Origin of the sequence: Bifidobacterium callitrichidarum, assembly GCF_003129905.1 — a bacterium.
Lineage (GTDB): Bacteria > Actinomycetota > Actinomycetes > Actinomycetales > Bifidobacteriaceae > Bifidobacterium > Bifidobacterium callitrichidarum.
Window position 1 is genome coordinate 12,434 of the sequence record NZ_QFFM01000015.1, and the last position, 18,971, is coordinate 31,404.

Sequence of the window (18,971 nt, forward strand, 5' to 3'; positions counted from 1 at the left end):
CGACTTATCGAGCACGCCGGGCCGGGCGGCCGCCCTGGAACTGCCGCGCCACATGTGCGACCAGCGGCAACATCACAACAGCCAGCACGAACGTAATCGCTAGGACCGTTCCCGCCGGGCAGACGCTGTACAACCAGCCGTACACGATCTGCCCGAGAGGCTGGGCGCACATGCTCGTGGAGAGCGCGAGCGACATCACCTTGCCGGTCATGTCCTCGGGGCAGCCCATCTGGATCGCCGGCACGGCGATGAGGTTCGAGAAGATGATAGTGACCATGGTTCCGCAGGTGCTCGCCGTGAGCACCACAAGTCGCAGTTCCCCGCTTGCGGGAAGCATCATGACGAGCGTCTGAGGCAGGACGGTGAGCGAGAAGACGGCAATCGCCACCGGGAAGTGCCGCATGCACAGCGACCTCGCGGCCCGCCCTCCGACGAGCGCTCCGAACAGGCCGGATGCTCCCACGAAACCGTATGCAAAACCGTACGCCGTGGAGCCGAACCCCAGCACGGTCCGCACCATGTAGGGGAAGCCGACTTCCGCGTATCCCGTCACCAGAAAGTTGAGCGCGGCGCAGATCAGCACCAGATGCAGCATGTGGGGACGTTCGCAAATAAGGAAACGTCCAGCCGCGCGCAGGTCATCGAGTGCGGAGGCGCTCCCATCGTCACCGCGTTCGGGCGCGCCGAGCCGGATGAAGCATTCCGCGACGGCGGCCACGCCGAATCCCGCGATCGTGATGCCCATCATGGGCATCGCGCCCACCGCCGCGTAGAGCACACCGCCGAGCACGGCGGGCACGAGCGTGCTCGTCTGGTTCACCACGTTCACCACGGCCATGGCGCGGCGCATCACATCCTCGCCGTGGGAACGGAACATCTGCGGCAGCGCTGCCTGCACCGTGGGCGTCTCCATGGCATCGAGCACGGCGAGCATCACCTGCATCACGGCGATCGCCGCCAGGTTGAAGCCGGTGACCGAGAGGATCGCGGCGCAGACGAGCACCGTCGCGGCGGAGAGCGCGTCGAGCGCTACCATGACGGTCCGTCGGTTCGTACGGTCCGCCACCACGCCGCCGAGGGGCGAGAGCAGGATCGTGGGCAGGATGCTCGCCGTGAGGATGGAGGCGAACGCCGCCGCCGACCCGGTCTCGTCAAGCACCCACATGGACATGGCGAACCGCAGCATGAGATTGGCGAAGAGCGATATGCCGAGACCTGCGACGAGCAGGTGGAAATCGCGTACGTGAAGAGGGTCCGCGGCTTGGTTCATTCGTGGTTGTGCCGTGTATTCGGATGTGTTCGTCATCGTGGGATTCCTTTCCTTCCATTCAGACCGACCGTCGGTCTGGTATGGTGATAAAAAAATGCGCCAAAGCAAGGCACACACAAACGTCCTGTCACTTGGGCGCCAAAAACTACGAGCTGGTGTGCCCGGAGCATGGCCTATGCGGACACGGCTTCCCCCTCATGCGTCAAAGCCGTGAGCCCTTCGGCCACTCGCGGGATAAGAGTCTCGTCGAACACCGGCACGCCGATGGCGTCGAGCATCGTGGCGAGGCAGCGGATGCGGTGTTCCATGTCGGCATGGTCGGCGGGATAGAAGCAGGGCATGAGCCAGTAATTGCCGAGGAGCGCGAGCAGTTGCGCCGCCTCCTCGGGATACGTCGTGGGGATGGAACCATCCTGCACGCCCATATCGATGAGCGAGCGGAAGGACTCCGGCAGCCTCGTCGACCAGAAGCGCATGTTCGCGGTAAAGAACGCTGGATCCTTGAGAAGCGCAAGCTGGGAGCGGACAAGGTCCAAGTGGTCGGGGGCGTCCACGGCGGAAATGATGAGTGCGCGCAACTTCTCCAACGCGCTCATATCCTTGCGCCCGATGAGCTCGTCAAGGAGACGCGCGGTGACGGCCCACTCGTCGGCGTTCAGTTGGTCGAGGATCGCCTCCTTCGACTTGAAATGGTGGTAGAGCCCGCCCTTGGACAGTCCCAGGTCGTTCAGGATGTCTTGGATGGATGTCTTCTCATAGCCCTTTTCGGCGAAGAGCCTGCGGGCGGAATCGAGGATCCGCCGTTCGGTCTCCTCGGGATGCATATTGTGCGCCATGTGCCTGCCTTTCATACTCTGTCTCCGACAGGTTACAGACCGTCGGTCGGTTTGTCAAATAGTCGAAGACGCCGCTAAGCAATCACCTTAGATGCATCCACAGGGCTACGGCGGATACGGAAAGACCATGCGGATGATGGATTGCGATAGCATGCAGATATACGTGGTTAGAGCATGGAGGTTTGATATGGCTATGCTGACTGTCCCTGTGGATACCTTGGTCCCCATCAGCCGGTTCGCCCGTAGCACCGCAAGCGCCGAGCTCGCAAAGGTCGCGGACAACACGCCCGTCACCGTGCTGCGCAACAACGAGCCCGTATATTTCATCATCAACGAACACGGCTACCGTCATTTCCGTGAATTGGAGGATGAGGTCAAGGAGCTGCGCAACGCGGAGGCACGACGTCAGGCGTTGAATGGAGAATACACGCATCCCTTCAAGTCCGTCGATGACATGGATGAGTATTTCGATGCGCTCTGAACCGTTGTGCATCGAAACCATCAGGGCGTTCGATCAGGATGCGAAAGTCCTGAAGAAGAAGCATGTCGACTTCAAGCGAATGAAACCTGCAATCCGTGCGCTGGCGAACGGCGACACCGATGTGTTGAAGACGAAGTATCGCGATCACGCACTGACTGGGCAATAGAGCGGATTCCGGGAACTGCATATCGACGGCGATTGGATGCTTATCTACTTCATCGACGGGGACGAGCTGGCGCTCGTCCTGCCCCGCACCGGCACGCACGACGAGCTTTATTCGTCGACGACCCCGAAGACCTTCATGAGAGGGTACAAGGAAGCAGACAGACACGAGTTTGGAAACTGATGAACAAACAGCTGGCCATGGGAGCACTTATGAGTATCGGGAACTTCCGCAAGCAGGCGCAGGGGAAGCTCATCAAATTCGCCACGCGCATCCCGATCTTCATGTACCTGACCGACTACCGCGAGCAGACGCTCAAGGACGTCATCACGAAGCTGGAGCCGGAACCGTTCAAGAAGGTCACGGGTCTGACCAAAGATGATTTCGAGCTGCTGCTGAGTCTGAACGTGTTCAACCCGGCACGTATGAACGACGCCGTGTACAAGTTCAAGCGCTACGAGGACGACAGCTTCTCGTACGCCGGCATCGACAAGCACCAGCAGGATACGCAGGCCGGCCTGTTTGGCACCGCCATCCCGGCGTAAGAGTTCGAGGAGATATGAGCATGGCGAACGAAAAACAGCTTGACCCCAAAGATCTGAGCGATGCAAAGTCAATTTTGCACACTTTCGTCATTCGAGCGCGCCGTGTTCAAGAGCATTCCATGGTGAAGGATCATTCGGTTTACAAGTATCAGAAGCCGCAGCTCAAATGGGTGGCAACATCTACACGTGTATCGGTGGAGGTAAATCTTCCCGATAATGAAGAGGTCATGGAATCCTTGGTGAGTAGATTGCGGCCTTACATCCTAAGTAGTGAATCGATATTCCTTCCTAAGGTATTCACCAGTGTTCATACAGTCCTCAAAAATCAGGAAATATCCGAAGATGATTGGTCTTCGCTTCAGCGCTTCGAGGACGCTTTCAATCATGCCTACACGAGCAGTGACAGGATCCTTTACAAGAGTTTTGTCTCAAAGGACGACAGCGTCACAGAGCTGACCGACCATTGGCTAGCGGAAAGTTGGCTGTACATTGATTCGGTACACTCCGACCCTCATAAAGAGAAGAAACAGGGCTTGGCTTTTACCTATGCCCATCGGTATTTCGCCGCGACATCGTTTTTCTCATACTTGGCCATTCTGGTGGTCAAGTTCCTTGATTTCCTGAAGCATCTTTCCGCATCCCATGATCTAGGTATCCGACCTGATGCATGGACCGTGCCTGTGATTGTCACTAACTCAATCCTTTTTGAAGGAAATCCCGGGCAGCTTCGCATATATACCGGAGAGCCGGGGACACCCATGCCTTCGCTGGAAAACTTGGATCCCGAGAACATTCCAGGATTCCATGAGCTTGAAAAAACTGACGTAGCGGTCGGACCATCACCGGTGCCGGTCAATGTGAGACTTCTCGACAAGAACGGGAAACTGCTCGCAACAGTGCCGGCAAAAGGCCAAGCAAGCAACGGCATCTTAAGGGTTCTGCTTCAAGAATCTCTACTTATAGAGTTGGATGTCCTTTTTGGGGATGCTGATGCTGCAGGACAGAAGCCAATCAGCGTTTCGGGCGGTCGCATAATCATCCCTAAGGAAGGTGATGACGGTTCTAGCAACAATCTACTTCAGGCAATCCAGAAGTCCGATTCATTGAAAGTGACCTTGCTAAATGGCCCCGATGGAAGTCAACCGACATTATTAACGATTGGGAATATTGGAGCTTTGACCCAGAATCTGAATGGATAACTGTTCCTCAGTCATCCGGTAGCTTCAGCCGTTGGAATGATGCTCGTCATCGTGTCTGTGGCTCAGACACGATTCAGACACGATGACCCCTGAAAACAGGGAATACAACGATAATCAACGAAACTTGCGAGGGACGAACAATCCCTGTAATATCAGCGACATTGAAGCTAATGAAGTTCGGGAAGACCAGCGAAGCAACCTCTCAAAAGAACAAGGGGTTACTCAGTCGCTCCGCATGGATGAATGAACGACCGATTGAAGAAGCCGACTAAGAATTCCTAGCAGAGCGTAATCAGGGTAACCAACGTGACGAAAAACCGATGACGATCGCAAGGATGTGTCTTGTAATCGCAACGTGGTCCACAAGCGAACAAGCCAGCAATTAGTACTGCGCCCGCCATTGATGCATTCTGATGCAGTTCTCCCAAGTTCGTTTGATTTGATGTCCAGCGCATTACCTGAAGAACAATGATGGACGATACGACCACACCATTTGCGCTCGCCTGTCTGATTTTGCGGCAAAACAAGCAGGCTTATCGATCAGATTTATTTACCAAAAATCTGATCGATAGAAGCTTCTTGCCCAATGCCGACATGGAGCTATATTCATACGGACATTACGGCACCACGTTCTTCGACCCCTGCGATGGGACACAGGTAGCCACTCTTATCTGCGATGAATGTATGGAGGAACGCAGCAGCCGTCTTCTCTATATCGACAAGCAACGTCGTCTCAAACCATTCAATGCGGCAATGAGGGAGCTTTCGGAAACAATGGAAAGCCGAACGTGCCGGGCATATGCGCCACAGATATTGGCCGCTTCCCCGCAACGCATCGGCGATAAAACAACAGACGTCCAGGCACCGCAACATCGCGGACATGAAGTGGGGTTAGCATCGGGCGCGATATCCGAACATCGTCCGGTAACACGACACAGCGGCACGGCAATGCAGCGTAACAGACGCGGTATTGCGAGCGCGAGCCGGCACCGGACGCAAACAAACAACACAACGGAGGAATCGCACCATGAAGATGCTCACCGTAGGACCGAAGGACATCTATCAGTTCGCCACGGTCAAGGAATTTGCCGAAGCATTCAAGCTTGGCCCCACGGACCTGGTGGTCAGCATCGGCATGATTCATGACGCATTCCTGAAGCCGTATCTCAATGGCGCGAACGTGCTGCTGGTGGACAAGTACGGCAACCAGGAGCCGACCGACGTGATGATCGACGCCATCATCCAGGACGCCGGCCAGTTCGATTACGACCGCATCGTCGCCATCGGCGGCGGCGCGGTGATGGACATGTCGAAGATCGTGGCCGTGGCCGGTGGCGCCAGCATCGATGACGTGATCGACCATCTGCCCGATTTCAAGCGCAAGGTCGGTCTGGTGCTGGTGCCCACCACCTGCGGCACCGGCAGCGAGGTCACCGAGATCGCGGCCATCAACCGCACGCGCCTTGGCTGCAAGGCGGGCATCGCCGGACCGGAGATGTTCGCCGACCACGCGGTGCTCATCCCCGAGCTGCTGTACGGACTGCCCGATCACGTGTTCATGACCAGCTCCCTGGATGCGCTCGTGCATTCGGTCGAGTCCACGCTCTCCCCCAACTCCACGCCGTACACGCGCCTGTTCGGCTATGAGGCCATGAAGATGATCGTCAACGGTTATAAGGCGATTGTCGCCGCGGGCCCGGCCGGCAGCAGCGAACGCCGCGCCAAGCGCAACGAGCTGATGAACGACTTCCTCATCGCCTCCGATTACGCGGGCATCAGCTTCGATACGGGCGGCTGCGCCGCCGTGCACGCGCTGAGCTACCAGCTGGGCGGCAAGTACCATGTGCCGCACGGCGAATCGAACTACGCGATGTTCACCGGCGTACTGCGCAACTACATGGAGATCAAGTCGGACGGCGAGATCGCCAAGCTCAACGCCGTGCTCGCCGAGCTGCTTGGCTGCGATGTGGCCGACGTGTACGACGAGCTGGAGGCGCTCATCAACCAGCTGCTGCCGAAGAAGGCGCTGCACGAGTATGGCGTGACGCGCGAGGATCTGCCGGAGTTCACGGAGCGCGTGATGACCACGCAGGCGCGACTGATGCGCAACAACTTCGTGCCACTCGACGCCGCCCGCGTGCGCAAGATCTTCGAAGAGCTGTACTGAGTAATCGGATGCCTCCGAAGGTACTAGACCAGGGTCTTTCCCCCAATTCCTTTTTCGGGGGAAGACCCTTTTGTTTTATGCGACGACATCAGTACAGGCGCATGCCTTGGGGAACGGGGACGAAGCCTGCCTGGTGGAGGATACGGGCGAAGGGATGGCGGGCGTTCAGGGGCTCGCCGTTCACGTCGGAGAAGGTGATTGAGTCGGTGCCATCGCGTTTCAGGGCATAGGCCAGTTCCGCGCCGGCCTTGCGCAGATGCTCGTCCATATCGCCGGAAGACGGATGATCGAACACGGTCAGATGCTTGGACTTGACGGCCGCATACATCATCGGGCCTTGAGCTCCCAGCACCACCAGGGCTCCGGTGCGTCTGACCGGTTTGGTGGCGCTGGGAGCGACGGGCGGCCATGCGATTGCCGAGCCGGACAGATTCGCCGGGTCGAGGACGCTCAACGCCACCGCCGACCGGCCATGATGTTCCAACGGGTGACGCAGGGCGTCCACGGTCTCGCGCTCGGCGAACTGCGCCGCTCCGAATCCTCGGACGAACATGCCGCGGACCAATCTGCCGTGCTCCTCCATACGTTTGAGCACGGGATACAGCGCCGAGTATCCGCCCGGGACGTTCTCCCGGTCGATCAGCGGCTGGGCGATGATGCCATACCGGTCCAGTAGCACCTCCACTATGGCGAGGGCGTGTTCGGCTTCCCTTTGCGCCTGCATTTGCGCACGTGCCGATTGCGCGGCTGCCGATGAGTTCCGGCCAGTACCGTCATGCTTCATGCCGGCATCGTCATACCCTGTGCCATACGACTCGTTGTCGGCATACGTATCGGTCGCGTCAACGCCGTCCGCACCGTAGCCGGCGCCACTGATATCCGCAGCCGCCAATGACCACAGACCGGACAGCGACGTATCCGTGGTTGCACGGCGAATCGGCGCGACCCGGCCACGTCTGCGAGACACCGTCGTGGTTCGGCGACTCCCCTGCCCTGCCATCGCCAGCGAACGGACGGGCGCGAAACTCGAATTGGTGATCTTGCCTTGCCAGACCAGACTCCAGAGGGCGTCCCTAAACTGCTGCTCGCTCCACTCCTGCGGGATAATCTCGCCAGTGTCCGGATTGATATCCGGCTCGGCGGTCTCATTCCAGATACGCTTCGCCGTATCCATGAGCTGGCGTGCATGGAATGCTCCGCCGGATTGCAAGGCGGTAAGAATCGCCTCGGGCATGGTAGTGGAAGACATCCGCCCATCTGACGCCGTGTTTCCCGCACGGCGACGCGACCGCGCGGATCGATCGCCGTCACGCACCTGCGATGACGTGGATGCCGGGCCATCGGCCCTGTCATCCATTCCAACGACCAGTACCGAATCCGCCGGATGGAAGGCCACTTCCCCGGCTTCCAACGCACCGGTGGCCCCGGCTTTGGAGCCACCCCAGATCACGTCGCCCGAGGTGAGCAGTTCGTCCAGCAAGGAGGGCTGGTAGGCGCGTACACGGGCCGGGAATATGGCCGATTCCCAGAGTGCGGCCGGCAACGCCACGCCTTCCAGTTGTTCGATGACGCGCATGAGACCGTCCGCACCCTCGTACCGTTCTCCACCCACCGGCCCGACGCCCTGCCGATCGAGCAGGAACATCTGGTAGGCGTTCGGTTCCACCGGTTTGACGGCTTTCCGGGCCTTGGCCAGCGAGCGCGAGCGGATGCGTCGGAACACGTCCTTGTGCAGCCATTGTTCGGCGGATTGTTCGGCGGACTGCTCATCAGCGGGTTCGACGGCATCGATGAAATGGCCGTGGAGCAGTTCGCCTTGTGCGGCGAGCGTATCCAAAGTACGCACGGCGTCCGTGACGTTGATGCCGAGGTCGGCGATGAGCTGTTCGGCGGTGAATGGGCCGTGTGTTTTGGCGTATCGGGTCACACGGCCGGTCACGTCATCGGCAGCGAGTTCGTTCCAGAAGGTGCGCTCCCCCAGTTCCCGTTCGACTTCATGGATGACGTCGGGGTCCAGCACCTGGGCCATGTCCGTGGTGCCAAGCAACCGTTCGAGCACCTGCGGGTCGAGTGAGAGCAGTTGTGCGCTGCGTTCGGCCTGCGGCTGGTCGTACTGGTACATGACCGCGCCCACGAAGCCGAACAGGATGTTCTCGGCGAACGGCGAGGGTGATTCGGTCTCCACGTCCCTGACCGTGATGGTTCCGGTTTCGAGCCTGGTCATCACCTCGTTCAGAGCAGGCATGTCATAGACGGCCTGAAGGCATTCGCGTGCGGTTTCCAGCAGCAGCGGGAAGTTCCTGGCGGTGCGGGCGGATTGCAGGAGTTGTGCGGCGCGTAGTCGTTGCTGCCAGAGGGGTACGCGGCGTCCGGGGTCGGAGCGCGGCATGAACAGGGAGCGGGCGGCGCATTCGCGGAATCGGGCGGCGAACAGCACGGATTCGCCCACCTGACATTCCACGTCCGCCTTAAGGTCTTCGGGGTCGAAGAGGAACAGGTCGGCGGCGGGGATATGTCCTTCGCCGTCCGGTAGTTGGATCACGATGCCATCGTCCGCCGCATAGGCTTGACCATCGAAGCCGTACCTGGTGTTGAGCCGCCGGCTGATGGCCATGGCCCACGGTTCGTGCACACGGCGACCGAAAGGGCTCAGAAGCACGATGCGCCAGCCGCCGTCCTCGTCTCGCGTGCGTTCCACCACGAGGGTGCGATCATCCGGCACCACGCCGGTGACGGCTTGTTGTTCGGAGAGGAGACGGGCAAGGTTGGTGATGGCGTTGTCGTCGAGACCGTCGTGGCGGAGGCGGTGCTCGATTGTTGCAGTGAACCTTCCCTCAACCGAAAGTCCTGCGGTGGTCTCCCTTAGGAAGCGGCCGATGGTGCGGCTGAAACCGTAGTCACGTCCGGCTCCTTCGCCATGCCAGAACGGCAGACGGGCCGTCCGTCCGGGGGCCGGGGTCACCACCACGCGGTCTCGGGTGATCTCCTGAATCTGCCAAGTGGAGGTGCCGAGCGTGATCACATCCCCCACTCGGGACTCGTAAACCATCTCCTCGTCCAGTTCGCCCACACGCCGTTGTCCCTTGCCGGCGTCGGCTTCGGGAAGCACCACGGTGTACAGCCCGCGGTCGGGAATCGTGCCTCCGGATGTCACCGCGATCTTCTGCGCGCCAGGACGGGCGGAGATGACTCCTTCCCCCCGATCCCACATGAGCCGTGGCCGAAATGCGGAGAAGTCCTCGGTATTGTATGCGCCGGACATCATGCCGACCACCGCGTCGAACATGTCGCGCGGCAGTTCGGCGAACGGTGCGGAACGGCGGACGGTGGCATACCATTCGTCCGCATCGAGGTTGTGCATGGATGCGGCCGCCACGGTCTGTTGGGCCAGGATGTCCAACGGATTGCGCGGGACGGCAAGCGGTTCGATGTCCCCGGCGATCATCGATTCCAGGCTTGCCGCGCCGGTGACGATCTGCATTCGGGTCAGCGGATAGAACAGGGCGTGCGAGACGCCGCCCACCTGATGGTCGGCACGGCCCACGCGCTGCAATCCGGAGGACACGGATAGCGGCGTATCTATTTGGATCACCAGATCCACCGAGCCCATATCGATGCCCAGTTCGAGGCTGGATGTGGCCACCACGCAGCGCAGTTCGCCGCGTTTGAGCCGTTCCTCGATCATCTTGCGTCGGTCCTTGGAGACCGAGCCGTGATGGGCCATGGCGATGACGTCGTCACCCTCGTGGGAGCCGACCAGCATGGTGGTCGAGCCGACCACGGCATCGTAATGCGCAGAGAAACCCTCACGTCCTTCCGGCGAACCGGGACCGACCCCATCGCCGCCGGCCAGGAGCGCATCACCAGAACCGATACCGTCAACGACATCCTTCCCCGTCCCAAGACCTGCACCGTGGCTTGCGGAGCCATGCCGGTTTTCGGCGTACATGTCGTTGAGACGTGCGGTGAGTTTTTCGGCCACGCCACGCGAGTTCACGAATACCAGCGTGGTGTGGTGGGTCAGAATCTCATCCAGGATGCTGCGCTCCACCACTGGCCAGATGGAGCCTGACGTACGGCCCCCACGTGCGCCGACGATCGCGGAGGAATCGACATCACCTGCATTCCCACGCACAGACCAATCGACGTCGTCCGGAGACGAATCCCCGGCGAGCCCGGACCTTGCGGCCATGCCGGCGTCAGGGCGAACATCGGCGGGCACGATTCCCTTGCGTTCGGCGAGCCGTTGCATGGCCGGCGTGACGCCGCTGATGTGCGGCATGGCACGCGATTCGGCATCCACCCCGCCCGCACGTTGTCTGACGTTGACGGATTGCAGATCGCGCATGTTCTCCAGCGGTTCGACCATGCGCAGATCCATCGCCGGATGTCCGCCCGGATTGACGATGGTGACGGGCCGGCCGCCGCCCAGGAACCGGGCGGCCTCTTCGGGCGGGTTCACCGTGGCGGACAGGCCGATGCGTTGCAGACGGAAGGCCACGGCATCCACGTCTGCCCCTCGGTCCGAGGAGACTTTCCGATGGTCTTCGGCGATCAGCTCCTCCAACCGTTCGAGGCTCAACGCCAGATGCGCGCCGCGCTTCGTGCCTGCCACGGCGTGGATCTCGTCCACGATGACCGTGTCCACGGTGGAGAGGATCCGCCCGGCCTTCGAGGTGAGCAGCAGGTACAGCGACTCCGGCGTGGTGACGAGGATATCCGGCGGATGCGAGGCGATATGCCGCCGCTCCTGTGCGGTGGTGTCCCCCGATCGGGTGGCGATGGCGATGTTCGGGACCGACAGCCCCCGCACCTCGCATTGTGCGGCGATGCCCGCCAGCGGCCGCTCGAGGTTCTTGGCCACGTCCACAGCCAGGGCCTTCAATGGCGAGATGTAGAGCACCCGTACGCCCTTACGGCCGCGAGCCGAATGCGGGGCGGCCAATAGTCGGTCGATGGCGGAGAGGAACGCCGCAAGCGTTTTGCCGGAACCGGTGGGTGCAATGACGAGCACGTTGCTGCCGGAACGAATCGCCGGCCAGGCCTGCGCCTGCGCTTCGGTGGGCTCACCGAAGGCACGCTCGAACCACGCGCGGGTGGGTTCGGCGAACAGACGCAAACTTTCGTACATATGTTCGATTGTAGCGGGATGGGCGAACAAACGAAAGGCCCGGTTCGCGGATACGAACCAGGGCCTCGAAACCGGCAATCGGAGCCGGGAAAACCGGAAGGGCTCAGCTGAAGTAGGCGATGACCTCGTCGGCGGTGCCGTACGCGGACTGCGCGCCAAGCTTGGTGGCGGCGTACGCAGAGACGTAGGAGCCGATCTGAGCGGACTGCAACAGGGTGTAGCCGGCGGCGAGGCTGGCGAGCACGGTGCCCATGAACGAGTCGCCACAGCCGGTGGTATCCACGGCGTCCACCTGCACGGCGGAGACGCGGTGCCAGCGGCCGTCCTCAATCACAATGGATCCGGAGGCGCCGAGCGTCACGATGGCGCGGCCGAAGCCGTAGTCGGTGAATCGGGAGACGATCTCATACCAGTCGAATTCGTCGACGTTCTCGTCAGGCATGCCGAGCAGCTGGGCCACCTCATGCTGGTTGACGAGCAGGATGTCCGTGGCCTCGACCAGTTCGTGGGGCAGTTCGTCCATGAACGGCGAATCGTTGAGCAGCACGGTCACGCCGGCGTCATGCGCGGTCTGCGCGGCGGCGATGACGGTGGAGATCGGGCTTTCGAGGCACAGGCCCAGCACCGAGCATTCGGCGATGGTGGTGCGGTGGGACTGCACGTATCCCGCGGAAGCCTTGGCGTTGGAGCCGGGCGAGTAGACGATGGTGTTCTCGCCTTCGCTGCTGACGGTGATGAGCGTGGTGCCGCTGGGGCCTTCCACATGCAGGATGTCCGCCGTGTCCACACCGGCCTCGTCCAGCTTGCTCAGCAGGAAGTCCGCGTTCGCGTCATCGCCCACAGCACCCAGCAGCTGGACGTTTGCGCCGAGCTTCGCGGCGGCGGAGGCCTGGTTGGCGCCCTTGCCGCCGGGCAGCACCTTCAGTGCGCCGCCGTTGACGGTTTCGCCCGGGCCGGGCAGTCTTTTGGTGGTCACGGTGTAGTCGGCGTTCATGGATCCGACCACGATCACGGAACCGGTCGCCTTCTTCAGTGCTTCCAATCGATCGCGCACCGGTTCAGGCATCTGTTCATGCTCTTCACTGTTCTCCATGGTTGCCCAGCATAGTAGGCGGATGGGCCAAAGGCCGAATCCGCTTGGAATTCCAAGGCTTTCGGCACCCGTTCAAAGCCGGTCGAAAACCACTCGAAGACCATTTGGAAAGGCTCTGTTAAACCAAAATTGACATGAATCCCATTGGACTACCCCTCAGTCGGCTTCGCCGCCAGCTCGTCCCGCAATTAAGGACGAACTTCGTTCGCGTTCTGTTGGCTCGACTGTCGTCTCGCACATTGCCTGCAAACAGCTTTGCTGTTTGCTTTGCGGCAATGTCCTGACAAGGGGAGCCAAGAATAAGGGGCATGTCAATCTTGGTTTAACAGAGCCTTTGGAAAACCCGCCGACGATCACCAGGCACCCCACCGGAAGCCACCCGAAATCAACCGCGCAGCTTGCGCAGCCGCTCGTGCATGACCGTCATGAGCACCAGGAACAGCAGCAGGTACCACGGGTAGAGCGCGATGGAAACGTACTGCGCGATGAGACCGAACACGGGTGGCATGACCAGCGAGCCCATGTAGGCGCAGGCCATCTGCACGCCCACGATGGCCTGGGAATTCTCCTCGCCGAAGTACGTGGGCGTGGAATGGATGACGCACGGGTAGATCGGCGCGCAGCCGAGGCCTACCACCACCAGGCCGACCACGATGCCGAGGTGGTGCGGCAGCGGGATGAGCATGGTGACGATGCCGGCGAGCACCAGCACCTGACCGAGGCGGATCATCGCCGGGTCGGCGAGCTTCATGGTCAGGAATCCGGAAAGCGCGCGCCCCACGGTGATGCCCACGTAGAACAGGCTGGCCCAGCTGGCCGCGGTGATCTTGTCCACGCCGCCGTGGAGCACCATGTAGCTGGAGGCCCACAGGCCCGCGGTGGTTTCGATGGCGCAGTAGCAGAAGAACATGATGAGGATCTCCTTGGCACCGCGGATGGCGAGCACGCCGGCCACACCCAAAGGCCTGCGCTCCTTCTCGACGGCATCCCCCGGCGCTACCCCCGTCGTGTCATCGGCCGCCGCTTCCGCAGCCGTGCGTTTGCGGGACTTCCATAGCGGCAGGCTCAGCACCAGAATCACGGTCAGGATGACCTGCAGGATGGCGATGTACCGGTAGCCCCACGGCCAACCCTGACCACCCGAAAGCGCGAAGCCCATGATGTACGGGCCGATGGAGGCGCCCACGCCCCACATGCAGTGCAGCCAACTCATGTGGCGGCTTTCGTAATGCACGGCCACGTAGTTGTTGAGGGCCGCGTCCACGCCGCCCGCGCCAAGACCGTAGGGAACGGCGATGAGGATGAGCACCCAGTAGTTCGGGGCCACGGAGAAGCCGGCAAGCGCCATGGCGGTCAACGCCACCGAAACGGCGGTGACGCGGCCTGCACCGAACTTCAGTGTCATGCGGTCGGAGAGCAGTGCGGAGACGATGGTGAACATGGATATCACCGCGGAGATGCCGCCCGCCCAGGAGACGGGTACGGCAAGATCCTGACTCATGGTCGGCCATGCCGCGCCGAGCAGGGCATCAGGCAATCCCAAACTGATGAACGCCACATAGATCACGGCAAGCAGCAGACTGGCCATGGTTCAGTTCCTCCGATTTCAACTTCGTAGAGACGATCGCAAAACGACGTTGTGATAACGATGTCATCAGATTACCAAACGGTCACCAGCAACACGCGGACGAACGTACATATCCCCCGTCGCAAGCACGCACCACCCGTGATATCCAGTCCGTTCCACAGCCGACATGAGAACCCGCCAGGTGTAATCAATCCGCAATCAATCCGCAGTCAACCTGCAATCAATCCGGAACCGGGGAAATCCCGATACGCAAGGCTAGACTAGATATATGAGCACCCCACAGCAGCCGCAATATCCTCCATATGATCCAGGGCGGCATGCACAGCCGCAACGGCAGTATCCAGCCGGACCGGGCACCCCGTATGGCACTCCCCCGGGCTATGTCCCGCAGGAAGGTCCCGTTCCGCAATTGCCACCGATGCAGGGGATGCCGCCGAACCGGCCGCGCAGGAAGATGCCCACATGGCTGGTCATCACGATCGCGTTGCTGGTGGCGGTCGCACTTAACATCGCCATAATCTTCGGCATCACCAAAGGTGTGGCGCAGCTCATCCGTTCGGCCGGTGAATACGGCTCCACCAATAACGGCTTCACCGTGCACAGCGCCACTCCACCGCCGGAGCCGGCGGCCCGCCCCGATTCCGTAAGCGCCGCATTCGACAAGTACTACACGCAGCAGTACGTGTGGAAATCCTGCGATCAGGGCGACGGCTGCGCCACGTTCACGGCGCCGTCCGACTGGTCGGACCCGGATTCGAAACCCATCGAGCTGCACGCCGCCATCCATTTCGCCGAGGATTACGCGATGGGCACCCTGTTCATCAACCCGGGTGGACCCGGCGCCTCAGGCGCGGACTGGCTGAACGACTTCGTCGAATACACAGCCACCGATGACCTGCGCGAGCATTACGACATCATCGGCTTCGACCCGCGCGGCGTCGCCGACTCCACTCCCATCACCTGCGGCACCGATACGACGCTGCTCGACGACTATTTCCTCGCCGATCCGATTACCGCGGACAACCTCGACCAGAGCCGCGCGATCGCGCAACGGTTCGCCGACGCCTGCCGCACCTCGAGCGGCGACATCATCGACCATGTGGATACGCAGTCCGTGGCCCGCGACCTCGACATGCTGCGCGCCTTGGCGGGACAGACCAGACTGAACTACCTGGGATTCTCCTATGGCACGTACATCGGCTCCACCTATGCGGCCCTGTTCCCCAAGCAGACGGGCCGGATCGTGCTGGACGGCGCCATCAACCCCACCGAGGACTCAGCCACCTCGACCATCGAGCAGGCCGTGGGATTCGAAAAAGCGCTTGCCACCTATCTCAACGACTGCATCAAGAACGATGGTTCCTGCCCGTTCAAGGGCATGGATACCAATCAGGCGACCAAGGAGATCCAATCGTGGCTCGCGACGGCGGACACCAAGCCATGGCCCACGTCAAGCGGGAAGAGGGTGAACGGCATCACGATGATGTACGGCATCATTCTGCCCCTGTACTCCGAAGACAACTGGACGTACCTGACCCAGGCATTCAAGGAGCTCAAGGACACTGGCAAGGCGGACACCCTGTTGCTCCTGGCGGACACGTATCTCGGTCGTAATGAGAACGGCAAGTACACCGACAATTCAATGGAGGCCAATCTGGCCGTCAACTGCCTGGACGACCCGCCCACGTCGGATATGGCCAGGCAGGAGGCCATCGCCAAGGAACTGGGCGAGAAGGCACCCACGTTCGGCCGGTTCATGACGTACGGCAACATCGGGTGCGAGGCGTTGAAGCAGGACCGTTCGGGAATCGGGAAGCTCGATTATTCCGCTCCCGGAGCCTCCCCGATACTGGTGGTGGGTACCACGGGAGACCCGGCCACGCCTTACCAGGCGGCAGTGAATCTGGCGAAGCTGCTTGAGTCCGGCGTGCTGCTGACGTACAAGGGCGAAGGGCACACCGCGTATACGTATACGAACTCCTGCGTGGCCGAAACCGTGGACGATTTCCTCATCCACGGCAAGGTGCCGAGCAGCGATGTGACGTGTGGATAGCGAATCGGGCCGCGCTCATGCACGGCCCGATTCTTTCATACCTGGGATATCAGGTATCGATCTTGGAGCGGTCGAAGTCGTCCGCGTTGTCCACGATGAACTGCTTGCGCGGCGGCACGTCGTCTCCCATGAGCAGGCTGAAGATCTCGGAGGCCTGCGCGGCGTCCTCCATTCGGATGCGACGCAGCATGCGCGTGCGCGGGTCCATGGTGGTGTCTGCCAACTGGTCGGCGTCCATCTCGCCCAGACCCTTGTATCGCTGGATGTCGTCCGCGTAGCCGATGTGCTTGCGGTCGAGATCCGCGAGCTTGGTGGCCAGTTCGTCGTCCGAATACGTGTACAGGTATTCGCCCTTGTGCGAGCCGGTCAGCGCGATGCGGTGCAGCGGCGGCACGGCGGCGTACACGTACCCGTGTTCGATGAGCGGGCGCATGTACCGGTAGAACAACGTGAGCAGCAGGATGCGGATGTGCGCGCCGTCCACATCGGCATCGGTCATCATGATGATCTTGTGGTAGCGCGACTGTTCGATGTCGAAGCTCTGGCCGGAACCGGCGCCCACCACCTGGATGATGGCCGCGCATTCCTTGTTGGAAAGCATCTGCGTGATGGAGGCCTTCTGCACGTTGAGGATCTTGCCTCGGATCGGCAGGAGCGCCTGGAAGCCGGCGTTGCGCGCGGCCTTGGCGGTGCCGAGTGCGGAGTCGCCCTCCACGATGAACAGTTCGGCGATGTCGTCGTTGCCGGGCTGGCAATCGGACAGTTTGGCCGGCATCGACGCGGATTCGAGCGCGTTCTTGCGGCGCGTGACCTCCTTGGCCTTACGTGATTGGATGCGGGCGTGCATCTCGCCCACAATCTTCTCCAGCACGCGGCCGGACTGCTCCTTGTAGCCGCGCTTGGCACCGGTGATCATCTCGCCGAACTGCCTGTCCGTGAGCCTGGTGACGATCGGCTTGACCTGCGCGGTGCCGAGCACATCCTTGGTCTGGCCCTGGAACTGCGGTTCGGCCACGCGGGCGGTCACCACGGCCACCAGACCGGCTTGGATGTCGTCACGCTCGACCCTCATGGCGTTGTCCTTGAGGTTCACCTTGAGCTTGCGGGCGTTATCCTCCACGGCCTTGCGGATCTGCTTGGTGATGGCGTTCATGAAGCCGTCCACGTGCGTGCCGCCGCCGGGCGTCTCCACGATGTTCACGAAGCTGCGAATGGTGGTGTCGTAGCCGTTGACCCATCTGAGGGCGATGTCAATGCCGCAGGTGCGTTCGATCTCCTGGGCGTGCAGTTCGCCGCCCTCGCCCACGGCCTGGGTCTCCTCCTTGTAGGTGCCCTCGCCCTGGATACGCCAGATGTCCGAGATCGGCTCGCCTTTGGACAGGAAGTCCACGAAGTCCTTCACGCCGCCGGTGTGGCGGAATTCCACGACGCGCGGGTGGGCCGGCTGTTCGCCGAACGCGCCGTCCGCGATCTCGCCGGCAGGATCGAAGGAGAAGTCCTCGTCGCCGTTTTCGGTGGTGCCGGCTTCGTGGGCGTCGGTCTCGATATCGTCGGCCGCACCATCGGTCTCGGCGATGCCGTCGGATGCGGTCACCTCAGCGGCGACGTCGCGCACCTCGGCGGACACCGGCGCACCGGCATCGTCCGTAGGCTCGGCCGCGGCCGTTTCCGGTACGTTCTCGTCCACGATGGTGATCTTCAGGCCCGGTACCAGAAAGCTGGTCTGGCGTACGCGGTCCACGAGCTGTTCGTAGGAGAACTCCGCGGTTTTGTTGAAGATCTCGGGGTCGGCCCAGTAGCGGATGCGCGTACCCGTGGTCTTCGGGGAGACCTTGCCGATGATCTCCAGTTCGGTGGGACGGTTCTTGCGGGTGCGCTTGAACGGCGAGTCCGGTGACGGGTTGGCCGGGTCGGCGTCCGTGTACACGCCGGGATGGCCCTGATGGAAGGCCATGTGATGGGTTTTGCCGTCGCGGTCCACTTCGACGTCGAGTCGCGAGCTCAGGGCGTTGACCACCGAGGAGCCCACGCCGTGCAAGCCGCCGACCGCGTTGTAGGAGGAGTTGCCGAACTTGGCGCCGGCGTGCAGCTTGGTGAGCACCACTTCCACGCCGGACAGGCCGGTCTTCGGCTCCTTGTCCACCGGGATGCCTCGACCGTTGTCCGCCACCTCCACCGAGCCATCGGTGTGCAGGGTGACGGTGATGTCCGTGCAGAAACCGGCCAGAGCCTCATCGACCGAGTTGTCGATGATCTCCCACAGGCAGTGCATGAGGCCCTGCGAGTCGGTGGTGCCGATGTACATGCCCGGACGCTTGCGCACCGCGTCGAGGCCTTCGAGGACGGCAAGGTCCTTCGCGCCGTATTCTTCTGTGGCCATAGGTCCTTTTGTTTCCGAGTTCTATATGGCTGTGGCTTCCCGTTGAGGGGGAAGCCACAGCTAAC

12 protein-coding genes and 1 pseudogene are annotated in these 18,971 nt (G+C 61.5%); 7 read left to right on the forward strand and 6 right to left on the reverse strand.

Annotation, left to right across the window (positions count from 1 at the left end; translation table 11 throughout):
* Positions 1 to 4: 4 nt before the first annotated feature.
* The gene (locus tag DF196_RS08105) at positions 5 to 1,306 is read right to left on the reverse strand and encodes an MFS transporter (RefSeq protein WP_109057351.1); all 1,302 of its coding nucleotides are present in this window, start codon (positions 1,304 to 1,306) and stop codon (positions 5 to 7) included.
* Between the two features lie 137 nt (positions 1,307 to 1,443).
* Positions 1,444 to 2,106 (reverse strand): TetR/AcrR family transcriptional regulator, encoded by a 663-nt coding sequence (locus DF196_RS08110; RefSeq protein WP_109057352.1) that lies wholly within the window; start codon positions 2,104 to 2,106, stop codon positions 1,444 to 1,446.
* A gap of 187 nt (positions 2,107 to 2,293) precedes the next feature.
* On the opposite strand from DF196_RS08110, the gene DF196_RS08115 reads away from it, so the two are divergent.
* The 6 genes and pseudogenes from DF196_RS08115 to DF196_RS08135 all read left to right on the forward strand — a co-directional run bounded on the left by DF196_RS08115 (position 2,294) and on the right by DF196_RS08135 (position 6,661).
* Positions 2,294 to 2,587, forward strand: a complete 294-nt coding sequence (locus DF196_RS08115) for a prevent-host-death family protein (protein WP_109057353.1) — start codon at positions 2,294 to 2,296, stop codon at positions 2,585 to 2,587.
* Positions 2,577 to 2,933, forward strand: a pseudogene (locus tag DF196_RS14060) (type II toxin-antitoxin system RelE/ParE family toxin). Before DF196_RS08115 ends, DF196_RS14060 begins: the two are co-directional and overlap by 11 nt.
* Before the next feature lie 29 nt (positions 2,934 to 2,962).
* On the forward strand, positions 2,963 to 3,295 hold the full coding sequence (locus DF196_RS08125; RefSeq protein ID WP_241519650.1) for a hypothetical protein: 333 nt from the start codon (positions 2,963 to 2,965) through the stop codon (positions 3,293 to 3,295).
* Positions 3,296 to 3,315: 20 nt separating this feature from the next.
* Complete coding sequence (locus tag DF196_RS08130) at positions 3,316 to 4,494, forward strand: hypothetical protein (protein ID WP_146194737.1); 1,179 nt, start codon at positions 3,316 to 3,318, stop codon at positions 4,492 to 4,494.
* A 468-nt stretch (positions 4,495 to 4,962) separates the two neighbouring features.
* A complete protein-coding gene (locus tag DF196_RS13275) occupies positions 4,963 to 5,640 on the forward strand; it encodes a hypothetical protein (protein WP_146194738.1) in 678 nt (225 codons plus the stop codon).
* Positions 5,522 to 6,661, forward strand: coding sequence for a 4-hydroxybutyrate dehydrogenase (locus tag DF196_RS08135; protein ID WP_109057355.1), 1,140 nt, complete (start codon positions 5,522 to 5,524; stop codon positions 6,659 to 6,661). The genes DF196_RS13275 and DF196_RS08135 overlap by 119 nt, the downstream gene beginning before the upstream one ends.
* 88 nt (positions 6,662 to 6,749) lie before the next feature.
* Here the strand turns inward: DF196_RS08135 and DF196_RS08145 are convergent, their stop codons facing one another.
* From DF196_RS08145 to DF196_RS08155, 3 genes are all read right to left on the reverse strand, one after another.
* Positions 6,750 to 11,792: a DEAD/DEAH box helicase gene (locus DF196_RS08145; protein WP_241519651.1), complete on the reverse strand. Its 5,043-nt coding sequence runs from the start codon at positions 11,790 to 11,792 to the stop codon at positions 6,750 to 6,752.
* Positions 11,793 to 11,895: 103 nt separating this feature from the next.
* Positions 11,896 to 12,858, reverse strand: coding sequence for a ribokinase (locus DF196_RS08150; RefSeq protein ID WP_109057356.1), 963 nt, complete (start codon positions 12,856 to 12,858; stop codon positions 11,896 to 11,898).
* A 412-nt stretch (positions 12,859 to 13,270) separates the two neighbouring features.
* Complete coding sequence (locus DF196_RS08155; protein WP_170115017.1) at positions 13,271 to 14,473, reverse strand: MFS transporter; 1,203 nt, start codon at positions 14,471 to 14,473, stop codon at positions 13,271 to 13,273.
* A 418-nt stretch (positions 14,474 to 14,891) separates the two neighbouring features.
* Between DF196_RS08155 and DF196_RS08160 the strand changes: the two genes are divergently transcribed.
* Positions 14,892 to 16,526, forward strand: a complete 1,635-nt coding sequence (locus tag DF196_RS08160) for an alpha/beta hydrolase (protein WP_158276297.1) — start codon at positions 14,892 to 14,894, stop codon at positions 16,524 to 16,526.
* A gap of 49 nt (positions 16,527 to 16,575) precedes the next feature.
* Here the strand turns inward: DF196_RS08160 and DF196_RS08165 are convergent, their stop codons facing one another.
* The gene (locus tag DF196_RS08165) at positions 16,576 to 18,906 is read right to left on the reverse strand and encodes a DNA gyrase/topoisomerase IV subunit B (RefSeq protein ID WP_109057358.1); all 2,331 of its coding nucleotides are present in this window, start codon (positions 18,904 to 18,906) and stop codon (positions 16,576 to 16,578) included.
* Positions 18,907 to 18,971: the final 65 nt, after the last annotated feature.

Excerpts from the sequence above, each read along its gene's own strand:
- DF196_RS08105 (WP_109057351.1), bottom strand. The coding sequence starts at position 1,306 with ATGACGAACACATCCGAATACACGGCACAACCACGAATGAACCAAGCC.
- DF196_RS08110 (WP_109057352.1), bottom strand. The coding sequence starts at position 2,106 with ATGGCGCACAATATGCATCCCGAGGAGACCGAACGGCGGATCCTCGAT.
- DF196_RS08115 (WP_109057353.1), top strand. The coding sequence starts at position 2,294 with ATGGCTATGCTGACTGTCCCTGTGGATACCTTGGTCCCCATCAGCCGG.
- DF196_RS08125 (WP_241519650.1), top strand. The coding sequence starts at position 2,963 with ATGAGTATCGGGAACTTCCGCAAGCAGGCGCAGGGGAAGCTCATCAAA.
- DF196_RS08130 (WP_146194737.1), top strand. The coding sequence starts at position 3,316 with ATGGCGAACGAAAAACAGCTTGACCCCAAAGATCTGAGCGATGCAAAG.
- DF196_RS13275 (WP_146194738.1), top strand. The coding sequence starts at position 4,963 with ATGATGGACGATACGACCACACCATTTGCGCTCGCCTGTCTGATTTTG.
- DF196_RS08135 (WP_109057355.1), top strand. The coding sequence starts at position 5,522 with ATGAAGATGCTCACCGTAGGACCGAAGGACATCTATCAGTTCGCCACG.
- DF196_RS08145 (WP_241519651.1), bottom strand. The coding sequence starts at position 11,792 with ATGTACGAAAGTTTGCGTCTGTTCGCCGAACCCACCCGCGCGTGGTTC.
- DF196_RS08150 (WP_109057356.1), bottom strand. The coding sequence starts at position 12,858 with ATGCCTGAACCGGTGCGCGATCGATTGGAAGCACTGAAGAAGGCGACC.
- DF196_RS08155 (WP_170115017.1), bottom strand. The coding sequence starts at position 14,473 with ATGGCCAGTCTGCTGCTTGCCGTGATCTATGTGGCGTTCATCAGTTTG.
- DF196_RS08160 (WP_158276297.1), top strand. The coding sequence starts at position 14,892 with ATGCAGGGGATGCCGCCGAACCGGCCGCGCAGGAAGATGCCCACATGG.
- DF196_RS08165 (WP_109057358.1), bottom strand. The coding sequence starts at position 18,906 with ATGGCCACAGAAGAATACGGCGCGAAGGACCTTGCCGTCCTCGAAGGC.